Here is a 20,411-nt window from a genome sequence, read left to right on the forward strand (position 1 = left end):
GGACTTTCCCATTCGTCGGGATCTCCGACGCTCACGGCTGCGGAAAATCGAGTGAATGGAGACGTATGCGTAAGGCTGTAGGAACACTGGCCGGCGCGACGGCGGCGCTGGCTCTGTCGGTCGCCCTGGCGCCCGCCGCGACGGCCGACGACGTGGACAACCTGCAGAGCATGCAGGCCTGTTCCGTGTCGCCTTCCCGTTCCACCTTCAAGTTCCACATCTACTACAACTCTGGGGAGAACGGCTCCTGGCGGAACGTCGGCTATTCCGTCTATGACTTCGACGCGCTGCGTCCCGGCGACGGACACGCCCACCCGCTGGTCTTCTGCCTGCTCGGCGCGAGCGCCCCCTGGCCGGGATCCGGACAGCACATCAAGAACAACGCGGCGTCGGCGGAGAACGACCACTACAAGTACTGGGCGCGCGTTTATTACCACAGCGGATACAAGGGCGCCCAGGACGTGATGGCCCCGTACCAGCACATCGATCGATTCCCGCACGTCTACAACAACAACGCCTCGTTCCAGTGGACTTCGTCCTGATGCGGGCGCCCAAGGAGGAGGAAATGAAGGGGGAGGCGGACATGGCCCAGTCCAGGAGATCGACCGCCAAGGCGGCGGTCCCGGCGCTGGTCGCGGCGGCCGTCGGAGTCGTGGCCTTCGCGACCGCGTGGCCCGGCGCGCACCAGCCCGCGCAGCCGCGGCCGGTGACGGGGCGGCAGGTGGCGCAGGCCCAGCCGACGAATCCCGCGGATCCCGCCACGTGGAAGCTGCCCATCGAGGCGTACCTGCCGACCAGGGCGCAGGCCCGCCTGGTGGCCGGCACCCGGGACGATCTGCTCGACAAGTGCATGGCCGCAGCCGGCGATCCCGCTTGGACGCCGTCGCCCGACCTGCCCGCGATCGGCGGCAAGACGCTGACCGACTGGCGCTACGGCATCCATGACGCGGCCCTCGCCGCGAAGCGCGGCTACCACCCCTACGCCGCGGAACAGACGGCCTACGACGCGGCCATGGAGGCCGGTGCGGTCGACACGTCGGGCGCCGACGGCGCGGTGCTGGACGGCTGCGTCACTCAGGTCGACGGACAGGTGCCGGCCACCACGGCCAGGGCGGCGCTGGTGCAGCAGATCAGTGGCGACGCCTTCGCGCAGTCCGAGCAGGCCCCGGACGTGGTGGCCGTGTTCGCCCAGTGGTCGTCCTGTATGAAGGACAAGGGCTACACCTACGCCAAGCCGATGGACGCGAGCGACGACGCGCGCTTCAACGACCCCGGCACTGTGTCCGCTGCGGAGGTCGCCACCGCGACGGCCGACATCGCGTGCCGCGACAAGTACCACGTGGAAAAGACCTGGTTCGACGCCGAGTCGGCGCTCCAGCGGACGGCCATCGCCCAGCACCAGGCAGAGCTGGACCAGGTGAAGGCCGACACCGCACGGCTCGTCGCCAGGGCCGAGGCCGCGGCCCGGTAGCCGAGCCGGCGTCATCCGTTCCATGAGCGGTCCACGGGCATTCCGTGGGGAATTCCATGGGCTCGGAAACCGAAGAAGGGAAATGTGACGTGCGCAGAATTCTGGTGGGTCTCGTCGCGCTGGCTGCCGCGGCGGCAGGCGGCCTCGTGGCCGCTCCGTCGGCCTCGGCCGCTCCTGCCGGTGCTTACGGATGTGCCGGATCCGAGATCGACACCTACAACATCAAGGACACGGACGGCAGCGTCTGGGGGACGATCCACCTCTACTACTCCAGCGCCGACGGTGGTACCAACTGCGCGGTCGACGTGGCCAGAAAGTACTCCGGGCAGCGGCACATGATCGAAGTCGTCATCAGCGACGGAAACCGGACCGACTCCGACAAGAACCACTACTACTACGAGTACGCGGGCCCGGTGAGCCTGAACAAGATGAGCGGGAAGTGCGTCACCGTCAGCGGCTGGGTCACAAATCCCAGCGGAAGCAAGGCAGTTGGCGACCAGTGGGCCAATGTCCACTGCTGAGGAAATCGGATCCGCAACGGAAAGGAACCTCGTGCGCAGAACACTGACCGGTACGGGCCTCGGTGCCGCCCTGCTCGCCGCCGTCGCACTGCTCGCCACCCCGGCGTCGGCCGCGTCGTCCGGCTCCGACTTCAGCGTGATCTTCCCGGGCGACAAACCGGCCACCGCCTACCACGTGGAGAACACCGCGAGCGTGGCCAACGGCAGGATCACGGCGAAGTCGGTCGTGAGCTGGGAGATCCTGGAGGACCAGGTCATCGACAACGGCAAGCGCTTCAGCAGCTTCAAGATCACCGCCAGGCTGGAGTCCCGCCCCGGCAAGGACAACCCCGATGCCGTCGAGACCTCCAGGACGTGCGACCTGACCCAGCTGGTCGACGACCACTACACGTGGCTGCTCAACGAGCCCGTGAACACCTGCACCGCCCCATCGACGATCTACGACGGCGAGGTGTTCTGGTCGTCGGACTCGACGATCGTCTACGACATCGAGGGCGATGGAAAGGGCCCCGTCACCCAAGAGCTCCTCGGCTCGCCGCTGGTGCACGGATGACCTGACGGACCCTCTTTCCCGGTCCGGTGACCGTCCGCCGCTCACGCCGGTGTGACGAACGGCCCCGGGGCTCCCCGTCGGCCCGATCCAACTCCCTTGCGCGTAAGGGGACATGGGCCCGGACACGCCTCCACGGCCGGAGCCCGCCCGCCACTCCCCCAAGACCGCCGCCGTAGCCCCGTTTCCCCTGCACGGGCTGCGGCGGCGTTTTCACGCACGCTCGAAAACGGAAGGGAAGACTCTCTTGAGAGCGTCCAGACCAGCCCGCGCCGGGCTCGCCGGGCTAGCCGCCTGCGCGGTCCTGACCGGGCTCATCCAGACCGCCGCACCGGCGCTCGCCGCCGAGGCGAAGACAGAACCGGGACCCGCGCCGTCCGCCCGGCCGACACCCACACCGCCCGCCCGGGTCCCGGACCCCGGCGACAAGCTTGGCAAGGGCTGGAGCACCTCCACGGACCGTGCCGTCACCGGTGCCGCCGACACCGACGGTTTCAAGATCCTCGTCGCCGACTCGGCGAAGGCGTACGAATGGAAGACCGCGGCCGTCCTGGCCGAGCCCGGTCTGCCCGCGGACTCGTGGATCGGCAACACCTGTGCCATCGACCACGACCACGTCGCCGCCGTCTACGCGCCCCGCACGTTCACCAACAAACCGGACCTGGTGCAGGGCGGTGCGTTCGCCGCCGTCGTCGACCTCGCCACGGGGCAGGTGACGAAGCTGCCGTTCACGGCGACGCTCGCCTACTTCGACCCGTCCTGCAACACGGCCAGGGGCACAGCCGCGTTCACCGCCTTTCGCGACATGAACGACCCGGCGAAGCTGAAGACCCGGGTGGTGACCGTGAACACGGCCGGCCGGACGATCACCGATACGGTGCTCGACGGTGAGCTGACCAGTGCGGTTCCGGTCAAGGACGGCACGGTGGCCGCGCGTGGTCGCAGCCTGGTCCACATCGACCGCTCCGGGAAGGTGAAGAACCTCGCCACCGGGGCCGGTGCGCCGTTCGACATCCGGCCCACGGCCGGCGGGCAGGTCGCGTTCGTCGACCGCGCGGACGGCAGCAAGGCCGTCGTGAAGCTCTGGCGCGGCCACGGAGATCCCTCCCTCGTGGCCACGGGCAGGCTCGGCGACCTCGACCTCCAACAGGGCGGCCAGGGAAGGGTGTTCCTCACCGGCCACCCGATCGGCAGCCCCAGGACCGAGGGAACCGGCCTCACCCGCGTCGACGCCCCGGCCGACACGGACATCTCCACCCTCGGCCGTCTCGCCGTCGGCCAGGTCCTCACCCCCGGCGTCCGCCACGGTCTTGCCCGGGTCAAGGACGCGGGCAGGGACTTCGACAGGACCGACGTCGGCCCGGAGGGCGAAGGCTCCACGGCGTCCGCACCGGACACCGTGGATCCCGATGAGGCGACCACGGTGGCGTCCACCGCCACCGCCACGGGGGAGAAGATCACCCAGACCGTCACGGCGACGACGCCGACCGGGGGCAGCGGCAACGGCGTGTTCTCACCCGCGCTGACCGGCACAGGGTCGTCCGCGGTGGCCCCCCGCACCCCGACCGTCGGCACCGTGTCGCACGACCCCACCGACCCCGACCGCTGGTGCTCCGTCCCCCGCAACGACATCAAGAGCCTCGCCCTGCAGCCGACGCCCAACCAGGTCGAGTGGGCCGTGGACATGGCCGTACGGAACGAGTTGCACGCGAACTGGCTCACGCAGGGCGGCTGGCGGGACCAGGCCGGGCTGGGCACGGTCGACCCGCAGGGGCTGTTCCCCCGGCCCTCGCTCGTCGGAGGCGGCCGTATCCCCGCCAACGTGCTGCTGGGCGTGATGGCCCAGGAGTCGAACCTGTGGCAGGCCGAGGGAGGTTCGATCCCCGGTCAGATGGGCAATCCGCTCGCCTCCTACAACGGCTTCTACGGCCACAAGGGCATCGAGGGCGACCCCGCCTCCTTCTGGACGATCCACTGGACCGAGTCGGACTGCGGCTACGGAGTGGGGCAGGTCACCGACGGTATGCGGCTGGCCGGACACGAGAAGGAGCACGAGACCGCGCTGTCACCGGCCAAGCAGCGCGCCGTCGCTCTCGACTACGCCGTGAACATCGCCGCCTCCATGTACATCCTCGCCGACAAGTGGAACGAGGTACATGAGCCGGGGCAGACGATCACCGTCAACAACGACGACGCCCTGCGGCCGGAGAACTGGTTCGTCGCGCTGTGGAACTACAACTCCGGGATGAACGACCGCTCGGATGCCGACAAGAACGGCAACTGGGGCCTGGGCTGGTTCAACAACCCCGCCAACCCGACCTTCAAGCCCGATCGCAAGCCGTTCCTGGACAGCAAGATCGACCCGGACGGCTGGGCGAAGGACCCCGCGCACCCCCAGGACTGGCCCTACGAGGAGAAGGTCCTGGGCTGGGCCGCGTGGTCGATGGACACCGGGTTCTCCTACGCGACGTCCGGACGCCAGGACTGGCCCGGCGAGAGCGGCTACGCCACGGCCGGCTTCCAGCCCGCGTGGTGGACCAGCGACGTCGCGCGCAGTGAACTCAAGCCCCCGCTCAGCACGTTCTGCAGCACCCACAACAACTGCGACTCGGCCAATCCGCCGGACTGCCCGACCGCGGCCTGCTACACCCAGTACTGGTGGCACGAGTCCAACGCGACCTGGAAGAACTGCGCCGCCCCCGCCAACGCCTGCGGCAACGAAAGCCTCAAGTACGTGACCCTGCGCGCCGAGCCGGGACGCGGCTACCGGCTCCAGAACGGCACGCCCGTCTGCTCCACCGGACTGCCGTCGAACTCCCTGATCGTCAACTCCATGCCCGACAACATCAATACCTACGGCGACTGCGGTACGACAGGAACCGACGCGGGCAGCTTCCAGTTCTCCTTCTATCCCGACCCGAACGCGACCGGGCCCGGGCTCGGCCAGTACGACGCGAAGGCCGATCTGCACCAGATAGGCGGCGGCTACAACGGCCACTTCTGGTACACGCACACCCGTAACACCACCCATCTCGGCGGCGACGGCGGCCTGATGACCATCAACGGCACCTGGACGCTGGGGCAGAACGTGTCGTGGGCGCGCGTCCTGGTCCATCTCCCCGACACGGGGGCACAGACCAGACAGGCGGCTTATGTCATCGGCGGCTCCGACAGCACCTCCCCGCACCGGATCGTGGAGCAGCGCGCGAACCGCTGGGTCAGCCTCGGAGCCTTCCACTTCACCGGCACACCCAGCGTCACCCTCACCAACGCCACCGACGACGGCACGGCCGACGAGGACGTCGCCTGGGACGCCGTGGCCTTCCAGCCCCTGCCCGGCAGGCCGAACCACAGTGTCGTCGCCATGGGCGACTCCTACTCCTCCGGTGAAGGTGCCTCGGAGGGCAACCAGGACTACTACCCGGAGACCAACTACCGCGACAAGAACACCCGCGACGCCTGCCACCGCTCCCGTCAGGCCTGGTCGAGGCAGGCGACGATCCCCGGAGAGGCCCTGCCGACGGGGGATCTCGACAACTCGTGGAGTCCGCGGATGGACTACCACCTCATCGCCTGCTCCGGAGCCCGCACCTACAACGTGCTGAACGTTCCACAAGGAAACGGAGGGGAGATACCACAGCTCGACCAGGGCTATCTGGACAACAACACGACCCTGGTCACGATCTCCATCGGCGGCAACGACGCCCGGTTCGGCAACATCTTCCAGACCTGTCTGCTGTCCTTCGGAACCGGCAACTGCAACAGCAAGACGTTCGACAGCGGGGACACGGACGGCCCCGTCGGCGGTCGGGACACGAAGTTCGTCGGGCAGCCGCTGCAGACGGCTGTCCCGGGCATCATCAACGAGATCGTCCGCCCGGACATCGTCAAGACATTGCTGGCGATCCACGACAGGGCCAAGTACGCGAAGATCGTCCTCATGGGCTACCCGCCCCTGCTCTCCAACAGCGGATCCTGCCTGCGAGTCGGGATCGGAACCGCTCAGCTCGGACTCTCGGCGGACTCCGCGAACTGGCTCAACGACACCGCGGGCACCCTGACCACGGCGATGCAGGCAGCCGTCGACGACGTGAACAGACAGGGCGTTCTGGCCTGGTTCTCGAACCCGACGAACGACTTCGCCGGCAAGGCGGTGTGCGGGGATCCCGAACAGGTTCACGGCATCGTCAAGACTCTCACCACCTCCGACGACCCGGTGAAGGACTGGGTGCTCCTCAACAAGTACGGTCTGTCCGCCCAGTCGTTCCACCCGAAGATCGGCGGCGCGCGCCTGTACGCCAACGCGCTTGAGCGCACCGCGGCGGGCATGGGTCTGTAGGTACGGGTACTCATGCACGACCTGCCCCTCCCGCTGAACAGTGGTGGAGAGCGCCTCAGCGGGAGGGGCACGAACAAGGGGAGAGAGTGACCGGAACGCGCAAGACCCTGTGGGGCGCAGTCGCCACCGTCGCCGTGTTGGCCGTCTCCGCCTGCTCGGCCCAGAGCCGCGCCACGAGCCCGAAGGAAGTCCGCCGACTCGCGGGCAGCGCCCAGGCGTTACAGGCCAGAGAGAGGACGGAGAGCCGCCTTCGGGGGGTGGTCCGCGCGTATGCCGACGACACTCCTCTCACCCTCGGCCTGCTCGTCGTGCGCGACACCTGCCTGGGCGGAAAGGGAAAGCAGCTGTTCGACTCGAACGGTGACGACACGTACAAGATCCGCTGCTCGATGCGGATCACCGCCTTTTACGGCGCCGAGCCCGCGCGGATCGTCCCGGTCCTCGACGCCGTACTCACCGCGGGCGATCGCACCGGCTCCGGCATCCCGTTCACCCACGACGCCAACGGGACCTTCGTCGACCGCTACCGCGACCACGTCGGCGGCGTCGAGGAGACCGAGTTGTCCGCTCCCTGGCACACCCTGTCGTGGGACCCGGTACACGACCGTCAGCCTCGCCTGATGATCCAGGAACCGGCCGCGTGCCCCACCGACGACCTGCCCGTGCTCCGCTGCCTGCGCGAACCCGAGGACCAGTCCGTCGCCGCTCTCCGGAAGCGGTACGGCATGGTGTTCGAGCTCGATCTCACGGAGCCCGAGTACTACAAGGTGTCCAAAAAGGGCCAGGTGTATACGAGTTAGGGCCTGCCGCACACGGGCCGGAGGATCACTCCCGGACGCCCGCCGGTTCCGGACGACACCGCGGCGAGCACCGCGCAGGCGCCCACCAACCGCAGCACCTGCCACCGGGTGGCCCCGGTCGGCGTCCGGTTCGTCCCGGGGCAACTCGCCCGCACCCACCGCTCCTTGGTGAGGACCTGCCCGCCCGAGGTGTGCACCGCGGCCCGCAGTCCGGCGGCCACGGCATCCGCGTCGAGGCCGGGTCAGGTCCGCCCGACGTTGTCGTAGCGGCCGAGGAAGTGCGGGCCGCCGTTCTCCACGCGGTACAGGAAGAGGCCGTCGTCCCAGTGGAACCGGTCGGTCGACGGCTCGAAGCGGATGGCCTTGGCCAGCCCCTTGTACGTGGACGCACGGAGCCCGTGCACCAGGGCTCCCCGTTCGACCCCGGCCGTGCCCAGCGCGCGCAGCCCCTGGGCGACGAAGAGCAGGGCGTCGTAGGCCTCCACGGCGAAGGGTTCGACGGTGCGGATCCCGAAGCGTTTCCGGTACGACGTCACGAACCGTGCCGCGGCGGGCAGTCGGGCCGGGTCCACATAGGTCGTGGCGAACAGCCAGCCCTCGGCCGCCGTGCCCGCCTCAGTGAGGAACCCGCTCTGCAGGACGGGTTCCGTCGCCATGCGGGTGCCCTTGAAACCCGCCTGTTGCAGCGCCAGTGCGCACCGGGCGCCCCGGTGCGGCGAGTCGCCGGCGTACACCACGGCCTGCGCACCGGTGGCCATTGCGGCGGTGGTCGCGGGGCCGAAGTCCGCACTGGCCGCCGGGACTTGATGGCTGGTGGTCGTGCCGTCGGACGGCGGCCAGGCGGTGAGGTCCTTGACGATCTGCCAGCTGAAGCGGCCGGCCGCCCTGTCGTCGATCACGGCCGTCCGGACGCTCTTCGCGTGGTGGGTGAGGTGGTAGACGAGGGCCGTCGACAGAGTGTCCTCTTCCGGCCTGAGCTGGAAGAACACCCGGTCGAACTGGGCGGTGAACGCGGCGGTGCCGGACGAGACGGTCACGAGGGGCAGCAGCGCCGTTTCGTAGCGGGCGACCACGGCCTCGGTCGAACTGGCGTCGCCGGTCGGGCCGATGACCGCGTACACGGTGCGGTCCGCGACGAATGCGGCGGCCATCTGTTCCGCCCGCTTCGCCTGCCCGCCGTCGTCCCGCACCGTCAGCGTCAGGTCGAAGGCGCGGTCGGCACGGGAGTTGAGGTCCGCCACGGCCAGTCGCGCACCCCGCTCCTGTGCCCTGCCCAGCGCCTTGCCGGTGCCCGACAGGTCGGCGTGCAGCCCGACGGCGTACCGGGGAAGCGGTCCGCCCGTCGTGCCGCCGCCGCTGCGCCCGCACCCTGCTGGATGGCGGCGTCGACCTCGGCCGAGGACCGGCCCGCGGAGCCCTTGCCGACGGCGGCGACGGTGACTGTGCCCAGTCGGCTCTGCGTCCAGTTGTAGAAGTACGGGCCGCCGAGTTCGGCGCTGTAGTACTTGCCGCTCTCGGTGAGCATGTCCTCGGCGATCAGGTTGCCCAGGACGCCGAAGTCCGAGCCCTGGGAAGCCAGTTCGGTGATCCGCTCACCCTGGCGGAGCTGCTGGCCGGGGCAGCGCAGGGCCTCTTCGAGGGTCTCGGCCATCTCCCAGTCGGCGTCGTTCACGGTGCGGTGCACGGTGGCGACGGCGGCGACGCGGATCGGGCCCTTGCCGTCCTCGGCGGGCAGTTCAGACGCAGATCGCGTCGAGCACGGGCCAGGCACCGGGGGTGCTCTCGTACGGGGTGCGTTTCAGGTAACCGGGGCCCCAGTTGATGGGTACCGCGGCGACGGCGCGGGCGAGACGTCCGGCCTCCGCGGCGGTCTTCGGCGTACGGCCGGGATCGGCGGTGAAGTCCAGGCCGGTGGCGCCGCGGGTCGGGGTGGGGCTGGAGCGCGTGCCGCTGCTCGTGGTCGCGCCCTCGGAACCGGCGGCCTGCGGGGTCGCGACTCCCGAACAGCCGGCCGGCAACAGCCCGGTGGCCAGGACACCGCACCATAATCGCACCGGTCTCTGATGCACCATCAACTTCCCCCATCCGCAAGCCAGTTGCCCCCGCAGGGAGCGTAGCGACTATGCCACTGGCGCACTACGAGCCCGGCGGAGTCCGTCCCCGTCACAGCAGATCGATCAGCCCCGCCGTGAACTCGGCCGTGGTCGCCGTGCCGCCGAGGTCCGGGGTGCGCAGCCGGGTCGTGGACAGGAGGACGGCGATCGCGTCGGTGACGGTTCCGGCCGCCTCGGGGTGGCCGAGGTGGTCCAGCATCATCGCGGCGGACCAGATCGCGCCGAGCGGGTTGGCCGTGCCGCGCCCGGCGATGTCCGGGGCCGAGCCGTGCACCGGCTCGAACATGGAGGGGAAGTCCCGTTCGGGGTTGAGGTTGGCCGCCGGGGCGATGCCGATGCTGCCCGCGATCGCCGCCGCCAGGTCGCTGAGGACGTCGCCGAACAGGTTCGAGGCGACGACGACGTCGAAGCGGCCGGGGTCGAGTACGAACTTCGCGGCCAGTGCGTCGATGTGCTCCTGGTCCCACGCCACCCCCGGGTACAGGGCGGCACGTTCGGCGACGAGCTCGTCCCAGAAGGGCATCGTGTGCACGATCCCGTTGGACTTGGTCGCCGAGGTCAGCCGACCGGAACGGCCGACGGCCAGCCCGAAGGCGTAGTCGACGATCCGGGTCACGCCCTTGCGCGTGAACACCGCCTCCTGCACGGCCGTCTCCTCCGGCAGACCCCGGTACAGCCGCCCGCCGATCTCGCCGTACTCGCCCTCGACGTTCTCCCGTACGACGACGAAGTCCACCTCGCCCGGCCGGGCCTCGCGCAACGGGCTGGGCACGCCGTCGAAGACGCGGATCGGACGCAGGTTCACATACTGCTGGAAGCCGCGCCGGATGGGGATCAGCAGGCCCCACAGCGAGACATGGTCCGGGACCCCGGGGTAGCCGACCGCGCCGAGCAGGATCGCGTCGTGCCCGCGGATCTGGTCCAGGCCGTCGGACGGCATCATCGAGCCCTCCGAGAGGAAACGCTCGCAGGACCAGTCGAAGGTGTCGTAGGAGAGCGCGATGCCGTGGCGGGCGGTGACGGCGTCCAGCACCCGGCGGGCCGCGGGGACGACCTCGGTGCCGATGCCGTCGCCGGGGATCAGGGCGATGCGGTGCTTCTTCAGGGGAGACATGGGAGCGATTGCAGCAACGGTCCGTCCGGCGCGTCCAAGACCGGCTGCCCATGTGCCTTATAGGGAGTGCTTATGAAGGGGTCTGTGCAGGCGGTTCCACGACCGTTCCGTCGTCCTCCGTCAGTGCCGTGCGCAGGAACGCCTCCGCCGCCGGGGTCGTCGCGCCGTGCCGGGCGACCAGCGTCACCCGCAGGCTGGTACGCGGCTCCAGGTCCAGCACCCGGACGCCCGCCTGCCGGGCCAGCTCCCGCCAGGCGTCGGTGACCACGGCGAGGCCCGCGCCCGCCAGGACCAGCGGCAGGATCGCCACCCGGTGCTCGGTCTCGACCGCGAGGGTCACCTTCACACCCTCGGCGATCAGGTCGTCGACGTACCGGCGCATCCCGGTGCCCTGCTGCCCGACAATCAGCCGCTGCCCGGCGAGATCCTTCCGGTCCACCACGGTCGTGCCCGGGGCGAACGGCCCGTCCGGAGGCGCGAGCAGCACGAACCGCTGCTCGGGGAGCGGGTGGGTGCGGACCTCCGTGTCCGGGGGCGCGGTGCGGGAGGCCAGCAGGCCCAGCTCCGTCACGCCCGTGCGCACCATCTCGGTCACGTCCCGGGGCGTGAACGCGGCCCGTACGGTAACCGACACCTCCGGATGGGCCCGGTGGAAACGGCTGATCATCCCGGTGAGCGGGGCGACGGCCTGGGACGGCATGGCCGCGATCTCCACCCGGCCGGTGCGCAGCCCGTGCACCGACTCCACGCTGGCCCGGGCGAGTTCGAGGCCGCGGACGGCGGTCCGGGCCGGTTCGATGAGCGCCGTACCGGCCTCCGTGAGGACGACCCGGCGGCCGATCCGGTGGAACAGCTCACTGCCCAGGTCCCGTTCCAGGGTCCGGATCGCCTGGGAGAGCGAGGGCTGGGAGAGGTAGAGCGCGGTCGCCGCACGGTTGAAGCCGCCGTGGTCGACGACTGCGAGGAAGTACTCCAGCTGCCGGACGTCCATGGTGCCGCCTTCCCGTGCCCGCTCCTGTCCGCCGATAGGCCGTGCCTATATGCATTGTCGGCCACGGGTCTTGGACGGGCCGCCCGGGCCCTGCTGGGATCGGACCATGAAGAGTCCGCTGCTCGCCTCGTTCGCCCGGCACACCGTCGACGCGGACGGCGTCCGTATCAACGTGCGTACGGCCGGGCAGGGGCCGCCGGTCCTGCTGCTGCACGGCTACCCCCAGACCCACGCCATCTGGCACCACATCGCCCCGCGACTGGCCGAGACCCACACGGTCGTCCTCACCGACCTGCGCGGCTACGGCGACAGCGACAAACCGCCGTCCGACGCCGCGCACACCCCGTACGCCAAGCGGGCGATGGCGGGCGACCAGCTGCTGGTCATGCGGGAACTGGGCTTCGAGCGGTTCGCGGTGGTCGGCCACGACCGGGGCGGCCGGGTCGCCCACCGCCTGACACTCGACCATCCGCGGGCGGTCTCCGCCCTCGCGGTCCTGGACATCGTGCCGACCCGGCACGCCTATCTGCACGCCGACGCCGACTTCGGGCGCGGCTACTACCACTGGTTCTTCCTGACCGCGGGCAACGGCATCCCCGAGCACCTGATCGGCGGCGACCCCGAGTTCTGGATCCGGTCCCGCATGGGCGCCCGGCACCACGGCGGCACCCCCTTCGACCCGGACGCCCAGGCCGAGTACGTGCGCTGCTTCTCCGACCCGGCCGCGATCCACGCCTCCTGCGAGGACTACCGCGCGGCCGGCTCGATCGACCTCGTCCACGACGAGGAGGACGCGACGGCCGGCCGCCGGCTCACCCAGCCACTGCTCACCCTCTGGGGCGAGCACAGCTTCGTAGGCCGCCACTACGACGTCCCGGCCGTCTGGTCCGACTACGCCGACAACATCACCGGCGCCGCCCTCCCCTGCGACCACTACGTCCCGGAAGAGGCCCCGGAGGCGACCCTCGACCACCTCCGGTCCTTCCTCACGGCTCACAACGTGCCCTGACTCCAAGGCTGTTGGGCCAGGGCGGCCCGGACGAGGCCGAGCATCCTGGACTGTTCGGCCAGTGCTTTGACTCGGCCGGTCGTCTCGTGGCCGCCGCTGTACCAGTCCACGACCACGTCCCCGCCGGCCGCGCGCAGCGCCTCCTCGTAGCGGCGGACCTGCTTGGGCGGGGTGCGCGTGTCGTGCGTGGCCTGGTTGATCCAGACCGGCCCCAGTACATCGGCCACATACGTGATCGGCGACGCCCGTACGAAACGGTCCAGGCCGTCCTCCGGCTTCGCGCCGAAGAACGACGACCATGCCGCGCGCAGCGCCGGGTTCATGTCCTCGTACCCCGTCAGCCAGTCCGCCATCGGTACGTGCGCCAGCCCGCCGGCGAAGAGTCCGGGCAGCCGTCCCATGGACAGGAGCGTCAGGAAACCGCCGTAGGACGCGCCCGTGACGAACACCTTGTCCGGGTCGGCCACGCCCTCCGCGACCAGCCATCGCACCGCCGCCTCGATGTCCTCCAGTTCGCGGTCGCCGATCGCCGGCATGAAGCCCTCGCGGAAGCGGCGCCCGAAGGTGACCGAACCCCGGTAGTTCAGGGAGGCGTAGGCCACGCCGTTGTCCAGCCAGGCCTGGGCGGCGGGGTCGTAGCTGTCGACCGACACCATGTTGGGGCCGCCGTGCAGGTGGAGGACCAGGGGGCCGGGACCCGTGGTGCGGCGCGGTCTGGCCCACCACAGTTGGACGTACGTGCCGTCCGTCGAGCGGACCAGGTTCGACGTGAACGGCACGCCTTCCAGGTCGAGTTGAGGGAAGAGCACGGGGACGGCAGGGGAGTCCGGGCCGGTGGCGTGCAGCACGCGGAGCGGGGAGTCGGAGCGCTGGTGCAGGAGGCGCACGGTGCTGCCAGGACCGTAGTGCGAGGCCCACAGGTGCAGGTGCGCGTTCGCCACGTCCGGCTCGAAGTACGCGCCCGGCGGATGGTCGAGCGGCCGGAGCGTGCCCGACTCCAGGTCGGCCTCCATCACCCTGTGGATCCCAGCGTCCACATGCACGGCCAGGATCCGGGTGGCGTCGTCGGACCAGTCCAACGGGACCAGGTCGCCCTGGAGTTGAGGGGCGTCGATGTCGATCCGGGTGCCGCGTACGGGATGCCAGACGCAGGGGCGGGCGAAGCCGGTGCGTTCGGTGGCGACCAGGATCCGGTCGTCGCCCGGGACGGGGGAGTACCGCACTCCGCGCACGGGTGCGTCCGGACCGTCGGAGAGGCAGTCCAGCACCTCTCCCGTGGCGGTGTCGACGACCGTGACCGCGAATCTGCGGACGCCGGGGTTGTGGTCGGTGGTGTCTACGGAGGCACGGGTGCCGTCCGTCGAGACCAGGCCGTTCCACGCCTCGTGCGGGGACCGGAACAGCAGCTCGGGGGCGGCGGAACCGTCCGTGCTCAGCAGCCACAGGCTGAAACCGTCCTCCGCCGCGCACGTGATCACGGCCCGGTCCGCCCGCCCCGCCACGTCGATGCCGCGCAGGATGTAGGGCGGCAGATCGGGGGTGAGATCGCGGCTGTTGTCGTCGTCCAGGCCCGTCGCGTGCACATGGCCGACCTCGGAGCCGTTGTCGTCGTGCAGCGCGAGGATCTGCTCGCCGTCCGAGGTGAGAACGGCCTGCACGAGGTCGCCGGAGGTCACCTCGCCCAGCGGCCGGACCGTACCGCTCCCGGCCTCCCACAGCGACAGCCGGGGACCGTCCTCGCTCTCCACGACGATCAGGGACCGGTCGCCCGGACCGCGCCCCCGCCGTACGGCATGGGGTCGTTCGGCGGTGAAGAACCGCTGCCAGTCGCTGCTCATGGTGTGGTGACCTCCTTGGGTCGGTCCGGGGCTGCCGGGGGCGGATCGTCGGGGAAGTGACAGGCGGTCAGCAGATCGTCGCCCTGCTCCACGAGGGCGGGCGCGACCTCGGCGCACACGTCCCGCGCCTTCCAGCAGCGGGTACGGAACCGGCAGCCGGACGGCGGGGCCAGCGGGCTGGGCAGATCGCCGTCCAGGACGATCCGCCGCCGTGCCCGCTGGAGCCGCGGATCGGGGATGGGTACGGCGGACAGCAGGGCCTGGGTGTAGGGGTGGCGTGGGCGGGTGAACAGCGCGTCCACGGGCCCCTGTTCGACGATCCGCCCGAGGTACATGACCGCGACCCGGTCGCTGATCTGCCGGACCACGGACAGGTCGTGCGCCACGAACAGATAGGTCAGGCCCAGCTCCTGCTGAAGGTCCTCCAGCAGGTTGATCACCCCGGCCTGCACACTGACGTCCAGCGCGCTGACCGGTTCGTCGAGGACCAGCACCTCCGGTTCCACGGCGAGCGCGCGGGCGACGCCGATGCGCTGCCGCTGACCGCCGGAGAACTGGTGCGGATGCCGGTGCGCGTGCCCGGGGTCCAGACCCACCAACTCCAGGAGTTCCCGCACCCGTTCGCTCTCCCGGCCCCGGTGCAGCCCGTGGATCCGCAGCGGCTCGGCAAGCGCCGCGTGCACGGTGAGCTTCGGGTTGAGGGAGGCGTACGGGTCCTGGAACACGAACTGGATCCGACGTCGTACGGCCGCCAACTCCCGTCGCCCGGCCGCCGTCACGTCCGTGTCGAACAGCATGATCCGCCCGGCTGCCGGGTCGGTCAGCCGGACCAGACAGCGGCCCAGGGTGCTCTTGCCGCAGCCGGTCTCGCCGACCAGGCCCAGGGTGGTGCCGCGCGGGATGACGAGGTCGACCCCGGAGACGGCCCGCACGGTCCCCGCGTGCCGTCCGCGCCGGCCGGTGGTGTACTCGGCCACCAGCCCCTCGACGGTCAGTGCCGGTGCGGTCATGACGTCACGCTCGCGATCTCGTGCGCCCGCACACAGGCGGCCGTGTGCCCTTCGCCGACCGGGACCGGCGGGGGGCTCTCGGCGCACCGTTCGTCGGCGTGCGGGCAGCGGTTCTGGAAGGGACAGCCCGGAGGGCGCTCGTTCGGCGAGGGCAACTGGCCGGCGATCTGGGCGAGTCGCCGGGTGCTGCGGTCGATCCTCGGCAGCGCGGCGAGCAGCCCGCGCGTGTAGGGGTGGGCCGGCTGGTAGAAGAGGGGCTCGACCGGGGCCTCCTCCATCTTCCGCCCGCAGTACAGGACCAGGACGCGGTCGGCGAGGCCCGCCACCACGCCCAGGTCGTGGGTGATCAGCAGGATCGCGGACTTCGTACGCTCCTGGACGCGCGCCAGGACGTCGAGGACCTGCGCCTGCACGGTCACGTCGAGCGCGGTGGTCGGCTCGTCGGCGATGAGGACGTCCGGTTCGTTGGCGATACCGGTGGCGATCATCACGCGCTGGCGCATACCGCCCGACAGCTCGTGCGGGTACTGGCCCGCCCGGGTCCGGGCGTCGGGGATGCCCACCAGGTCGAGCAGGTCGACGGCCCGCTCCCGCAGGGCGGCACGGGACACGGACGGATCGTGCACGCTCACCGCCTCGGCGAGCTGGGCGCCCACCGTCATCATCGGGTTCAGCGCGGCCAGCGCGTCCTGGAAGACCATGGCGATGCGCCGGCCGCGTACGGTCCTCAACTCCCGGTCGGACAGGGACAGCAGCTCCCGGCCGCGGAACCGCACCGAGCCCGAGGCCGTGGCGTTGCGCGGCAGCAGTCCCATCACCGCCAGGGAAGCGGCGCTCTTCCCGGAGCCCGATTCGCCGACAATGCTCAGCGTCTCCCCGGCGTGCAGGTCGAAGGAGAGCCGGTCGAGGGCGGCCACGGGACCGGCGTCGGTGCGGTAGCTGACGCTCAGACCGCGGACCGACAGCAGCGGGGCCGCCGTAGCGCCGATGTCTTCGGTGACGGGTCTCATCACTGCCTGCCTTGGGGGTCGAGCGCGTCGCGCAGCCCGTCGCCGAGGAAGTTCACGGCGAGCACGGTGACGAGGATCGCCAGACCGGGGACGTAGAGGAGATAGGCCTGTGAGGTGCCGATCAGCCCGGTGGCCTGGGTGAGCATGTTGCCCCAGCTCGACTTGGGCGGCTGGACGCCGTAGCCGAGGAAGCTGACGGTGGATTCGAGGATGATCGCCGTGGCCACCGACAGGGACACGTTGACCACGATCAGGCCGGTCAGATTGGGCAGCAGGTGTCGTACGACGATCCTGGGGCCGGAGGCGCCGATGACGCGGGCCGCCTCGACGAACTCCTGGTGGCGCAGCTGGATCACCCGGGACCGGACGACCCGGGCGATCAGGGTCCAGCCCAGGCTGCTCAGCACCACCACGATGGTCAGCGGCGAGGGGCCGAGGCCCTGCAGGGACACCGCGAGGACGGCGACCGGGGGCACGATCAGGAACAGGTCGGCCACCCGCATGATCACCTCGTCGGGCCAGCCGCCGAGATATCCGGCCACCGCGCCGGCCGCCGTGCCCACCAGGGTGGCCAGCAGGGCGACGCCGAGGCCGATCGCCAGGGAGAGCTGACCGGCGTAGAGCATCTCGCTGAGGTAGTCGCGGCCCAGGGAATCGGTGCCCAACCAGTGGGCGCCGGACGGTGGTTGGGAGGCCGCGAGGAGGTCCTGGGCGTTGCGCGGGTAGGGCGCGATCCAGCCGGCGCCGAAGCAGCAGACCGCCAGCAGGAGCAACAGGACCAGCGAGGCGACCGCGAGGCGATGGCGCAGGAAGCGGGACAGGACGACACGGGCGGTGCCCGGGTCGCCGGGGACGACGGGCGGCGGGGGAGCCAGGAGCGTGGTGGTGGGCTGGGTCATCGCAGGGCCACCCGGGGATCGAGGAGGGCGTAGGACAGGTCGGCCAGCAGGTTGAAGAGGATGACGGCGACGGCCACGACGAGCATCCAGGGCAGCAGGACGAAGACGTCCCCGGTCTCCAGCGAGGCGAGGAACAGCTTGCCCATGCCGGGGATCGAGAAGATCTGCTCGGTCACCACGAGCCCGCCCACCAGGGCGGCGGCGTCCATGGCGACGACGGTGACGAAGGGCGCGAGCGCGTTGCGCAGGGCGTGCCGCAGCAGGATGCGGTGGCGGGGGACGCCCTTGGCGCGGGCGGTGCGGACGTAGTCGCTGGACAGCGCCTCCAGGAGGGTGGCGCGGCCGAACCGGGACCAGGACGCGACGAGCCCGACGGTGAGCGTGATCACGGGCAGCACCAGATGGCGCAGGTAGTCGAGGTCGAGCCCGCTGTGGCCGACCGAGTGCAGGCCCACGAAGTACAGCGGCGGATCCGGCAGGCCGAACTGCTGCTTGGGCCAGACCGCGAGCAGCTGGATGAGGACCAGGCCGAACCAGAACGCCGGCATGGCGACACCGAGGTAGGACAGGCCGGTCAGGACGTGGTCGCCCACGGTGTACTGGCGGGCCGCCGAGTACAGGCCGATCGCCAGCGCCAGCACGACCGCGAGGGCGACGCCCCACAGGATCAGCTGGAGCGTGGTGCCGAGGGCGTCGCCGACCATCGGCAGCACGGCACCGCCGGTACGGGTGCTGATGCCCCAGTCGCCCTGGACGAAGCCCTTGACCCACAGCAGGTACTGCTCGGGCAGGCTGCGGTCGAGCCCGAGGCGGACCGTCTCCCGGTGCAGTGCCGTGGGGTCGACCGACTGGCGCAGTTTCGCCAGCGGGTCGAAGGCCGCCCGCACCGCCCAGAAGAGGATGAACGAGGCGACGCACACCACGGGCACGGAGGCCAGCAGACGGCGCAGGGCGTAGCGGGTCATGGCAGGCCCCTGCGGGGTGGGCGGAGGCGTGTCATTTCGTCAGGCCCCATTCCGCGAGGTTCCACCAGGGGCCCTCCACCGGGTTGATGGAGAGCGGCCCGCCGACGCGCGCGCCGGTGACCAGGATGTTCGGCACGGCGGCCAGCGGCAGGGAGGGCACGTCGTCGGCGATGAGTTTCTCCGCCTTGTGGGACTCGGCGACCCGGGCGCTCTCGTCCAGTTCCGTGTCCACCCGCTCCAGGACCGGGTCCAGGCCCGCGACGCGGATGCGCATGAAGTTGATGCCGGACTGGTCGTTGGCCGCGCTCGGGATGGCCGTACTGCTGAACGTGGCGGACAGGGTGGGGTTGGGGAAGGAGTCGGTCAGGTTCCACAGGCCCAGCTGGAAGTCGCCGGCGGGGGCGAGCTTGCCGAAGATGTTCGCGGGCGTGGAGTTCTTGATCGTCACCCGGAACCCGGCCTTGCCGAGCTGGGCCTGGAGGATCTGTTCGGTCAGTTCACGGCTCTGGTTGCCGGCGAGGGAGGTGACGGTGAACGCGGCCTCCTTGCCGTTCTTCGCCCAGTAGCCGCTGCCGTTCTTCGTCCACCCGTCGGCCTTCATCAACTCTGCCGCCTTGGCCGCGTCGGGCTGGTAGCCGGAGAAGTCGTCGGCGCCGTAGCGGGAGAGCAGCGGCGACAGGAAGCTCTGCGCGGGAGTGGTGAGGCCGTAGGAGCCGAACAGGCGCTTGACGATGGCCGCGCGGTCGACCGAGTAGGCGAAGGCCTTGCGGACGGCGGCCGAGTCGAAGGGGAACTTCGCGTTGTTGAGCCACAGGGCCTGGAGGTTGCCGGTCTGTGACTGCACCTGCATGTGGGCGGCGCTGCCCAGGGTCTTGATCTGGTCGACGGTGGTGAGCTGCGGGGTGGGGTAGAGGGCGTCGAAGGTTCCGCCGGCGAAGGCCTGGATGGCCGCCGAGGTGTCCGAGGCGAACTGGAAGGTGACCTTGTCCAGGTGCGGTTTGGGGCCCCAGTAGCGGGAGTTGGGGACGAGGGTGACGGAGACGCCCTTCTTCCAGGACGCGATCTTCCAGGGGCCGCCGCTGAAGGAGTAGCCGTCCTTCATGACGGCGTCACGGTCCTTGCCCTGGAGGAGATGAGAGGGCAGTACTCCGTAGCCGGCGCCGAAGAGCTGCTTCCAGTTGCCGTAGGGGGACTTGAGGGTCACGACGGCGGTGGTGGCGTCCGGGGTGTCGATCGACGTGATGCGGTCGTAGCCGCTCTTGTCGAAGATCGCCTTGCCGTCGCGGACCTGGAGAGCGGTGTACTTCAGGTCGGCGGAGGTGATCGGTTTCCCGTCGGACCAGACGGCCTTCGGGTTGAGCCTGTAGGTGATCTGCTGCTGGTTCCCGACCAGCTTCGTGGTCGGTTCGGAGGCCATCAGGTTCGAGGCGACCGGTGTCCAGTTTCCGCCCTTGAGACGGACGTTGAAGACCTGTGGGACGGTCTGGGTCTGCATCAGGTACGTGCCCCAGATGGAGGCGCCGCAGGTGCCGATCCAGTCGGCGCAGTCGGGCTCCTGCTCGGCTCCGATGACCAGGCTGCCACCCTGCCTGACCGGCAGGTTCGTGGCGGTGTCGGCCTGTGGGGTCGGGGCCCCGGAGGTGCATGCGGTGGCGGTCAGCGCCAGTGCGGCGAGGAGTGCGCCGGCCGCCGGGAGTCTGGCCGGGAACCGGCTCTGAACGGTCGCTGTGAGCGGTTGAGGCATGGCTGGAAACCTTCCGTGGCGAAGCCGTGGGCTCAT

At 70.4% G+C, this 20,411-nt stretch carries 19 protein-coding genes; 7 read left to right on the forward strand and 12 right to left on the reverse strand.

Annotated elements, in window-relative coordinates:
* Positions 1-65 precede the first annotated feature (65 nt).
* The 6 genes from ACIBJH_RS13570 (at position 66) to ACIBJH_RS13595 (ending at position 7,681) form a co-directional block, all read left to right on the forward strand.
* Complete coding sequence (locus ACIBJH_RS13570) at positions 66-542, forward strand: hypothetical protein (RefSeq protein ID WP_399117014.1); 477 nt, start codon at positions 66-68, stop codon at positions 540-542.
* Between the two features lie 23 nt (positions 543-565).
* Positions 566-1,471: a hypothetical protein gene (locus ACIBJH_RS13575; protein WP_399117015.1), complete on the forward strand. Its 906-nt coding sequence runs from the start codon at positions 566-568 to the stop codon at positions 1,469-1,471.
* Between the two features lie 89 nt (positions 1,472-1,560).
* The gene (locus tag ACIBJH_RS13580) at positions 1,561-1,992 is read left to right on the forward strand and encodes a hypothetical protein (RefSeq protein ID WP_399117016.1); all 432 of its coding nucleotides are present in this window, start codon (positions 1,561-1,563) and stop codon (positions 1,990-1,992) included.
* Between the two features lie 31 nt (positions 1,993-2,023).
* Positions 2,024-2,545 (forward strand): hypothetical protein, encoded by a 522-nt coding sequence (locus ACIBJH_RS13585; protein ID WP_399117017.1) that lies wholly within the window; start codon positions 2,024-2,026, stop codon positions 2,543-2,545.
* 244 nt (positions 2,546-2,789) lie between these two features.
* Positions 2,790-6,881, forward strand: a complete 4,092-nt coding sequence (locus ACIBJH_RS13590) for an SGNH/GDSL hydrolase family protein (protein ID WP_399117018.1) — start codon at positions 2,790-2,792, stop codon at positions 6,879-6,881.
* A gap of 86 nt (positions 6,882-6,967) precedes the next feature.
* Positions 6,968-7,681, forward strand: a complete 714-nt coding sequence (locus ACIBJH_RS13595; protein ID WP_399117019.1) for a hypothetical protein — start codon at positions 6,968-6,970, stop codon at positions 7,679-7,681.
* Here ACIBJH_RS13595 and ACIBJH_RS13600 read toward each other — a convergent pair.
* From ACIBJH_RS13600 to ACIBJH_RS13625, 6 genes are all read right to left on the reverse strand, one after another.
* Positions 7,678-7,902 (reverse strand): hypothetical protein, encoded by a 225-nt coding sequence (locus tag ACIBJH_RS13600; protein WP_399117020.1) that lies wholly within the window; start codon positions 7,900-7,902, stop codon positions 7,678-7,680. The genes ACIBJH_RS13595 and ACIBJH_RS13600 overlap by 4 nt on opposite strands.
* A 21-nt stretch (positions 7,903-7,923) precedes the next feature.
* A complete protein-coding gene (locus ACIBJH_RS13605) occupies positions 7,924-8,991 on the reverse strand; it encodes an ABC transporter substrate-binding protein (protein WP_399117365.1) in 1,068 nt (355 codons plus the stop codon).
* Positions 8,880-9,365, reverse strand: coding sequence for a hypothetical protein (locus ACIBJH_RS13610; protein WP_399117021.1), 486 nt, complete (start codon positions 9,363-9,365; stop codon positions 8,880-8,882). Before ACIBJH_RS13610 ends, ACIBJH_RS13605 begins: the two co-directional genes overlap by 112 nt.
* A gap of 52 nt (positions 9,366-9,417) precedes the next feature.
* Entirely contained in the window at positions 9,418-9,753 is a 336-nt protein-coding gene (locus ACIBJH_RS13615; RefSeq protein WP_399117022.1) for a hypothetical protein, read from the reverse strand.
* Positions 9,754-9,844: 91 nt separating this feature from the next.
* The gene (locus ACIBJH_RS13620) at positions 9,845-10,900 is read right to left on the reverse strand and encodes a tartrate dehydrogenase (RefSeq protein ID WP_399117366.1); all 1,056 of its coding nucleotides are present in this window, start codon (positions 10,898-10,900) and stop codon (positions 9,845-9,847) included.
* 79 nt (positions 10,901-10,979) lie between these two features.
* On the reverse strand, positions 10,980-11,900 hold the full coding sequence (locus ACIBJH_RS13625) for a LysR family transcriptional regulator (RefSeq protein ID WP_399117023.1): 921 nt from the start codon (positions 11,898-11,900) through the stop codon (positions 10,980-10,982).
* A gap of 106 nt (positions 11,901-12,006) precedes the next feature.
* On the opposite strand from ACIBJH_RS13625, the gene ACIBJH_RS13630 reads away from it, so the two are divergent.
* Positions 12,007-12,909: an alpha/beta fold hydrolase gene (locus tag ACIBJH_RS13630; RefSeq protein WP_399117024.1), complete on the forward strand. Its 903-nt coding sequence runs from the start codon at positions 12,007-12,009 to the stop codon at positions 12,907-12,909.
* Here ACIBJH_RS13630 and ACIBJH_RS13635 read toward each other — a convergent pair.
* From ACIBJH_RS13635 to ACIBJH_RS13660, 6 genes are read right to left on the reverse strand one after another with little or no spacing between them, the layout of a single operon-like run.
* Positions 12,894-14,747, reverse strand: a complete 1,854-nt coding sequence (locus tag ACIBJH_RS13635) for an alpha/beta hydrolase family protein (RefSeq protein WP_399117025.1) — start codon at positions 14,745-14,747, stop codon at positions 12,894-12,896. The two genes, ACIBJH_RS13630 and ACIBJH_RS13635, sit on opposite strands and share 16 nt — an antisense overlap.
* Positions 14,744-15,757 (reverse strand): ABC transporter ATP-binding protein, encoded by a 1,014-nt coding sequence (locus ACIBJH_RS13640; protein ID WP_399117026.1) that lies wholly within the window; start codon positions 15,755-15,757, stop codon positions 14,744-14,746. Before ACIBJH_RS13640 ends, ACIBJH_RS13635 begins: the two co-directional genes overlap by 4 nt.
* Positions 15,754-16,767 carry an ABC transporter ATP-binding protein gene (locus ACIBJH_RS13645; RefSeq protein ID WP_399117027.1) on the reverse strand — a complete coding sequence of 338 codons (1,014 nt, stop codon included), beginning with the start codon at positions 16,765-16,767 and terminating at the stop codon, positions 15,754-15,756. Before ACIBJH_RS13645 ends, ACIBJH_RS13640 begins: the two co-directional genes overlap by 4 nt.
* Positions 16,767-17,666 (reverse strand): ABC transporter permease, encoded by a 900-nt coding sequence (locus ACIBJH_RS13650; protein WP_399117028.1) that lies wholly within the window; start codon positions 17,664-17,666, stop codon positions 16,767-16,769. The genes ACIBJH_RS13645 and ACIBJH_RS13650 overlap by 1 nt, the downstream gene beginning before the upstream one ends.
* Positions 17,663-18,631, reverse strand: a complete 969-nt coding sequence (locus tag ACIBJH_RS13655; RefSeq protein ID WP_399117029.1) for an ABC transporter permease — start codon at positions 18,629-18,631, stop codon at positions 17,663-17,665. The genes ACIBJH_RS13650 and ACIBJH_RS13655 overlap by 4 nt, the downstream gene beginning before the upstream one ends.
* A 31-nt stretch (positions 18,632-18,662) precedes the next feature.
* Entirely contained in the window at positions 18,663-20,375 is a 1,713-nt protein-coding gene (locus ACIBJH_RS13660) for an ABC transporter substrate-binding protein (protein WP_399117030.1), read from the reverse strand.
* Positions 20,376-20,411 lie beyond the last annotated feature (36 nt).

Origin of the sequence: Streptomyces sp. NPDC050548, from assembly GCF_044457385.1 — a bacterium.
In the GTDB taxonomy this organism is placed as follows: Bacteria; Actinomycetota; Actinomycetes; order Streptomycetales; family Streptomycetaceae; genus Streptomyces.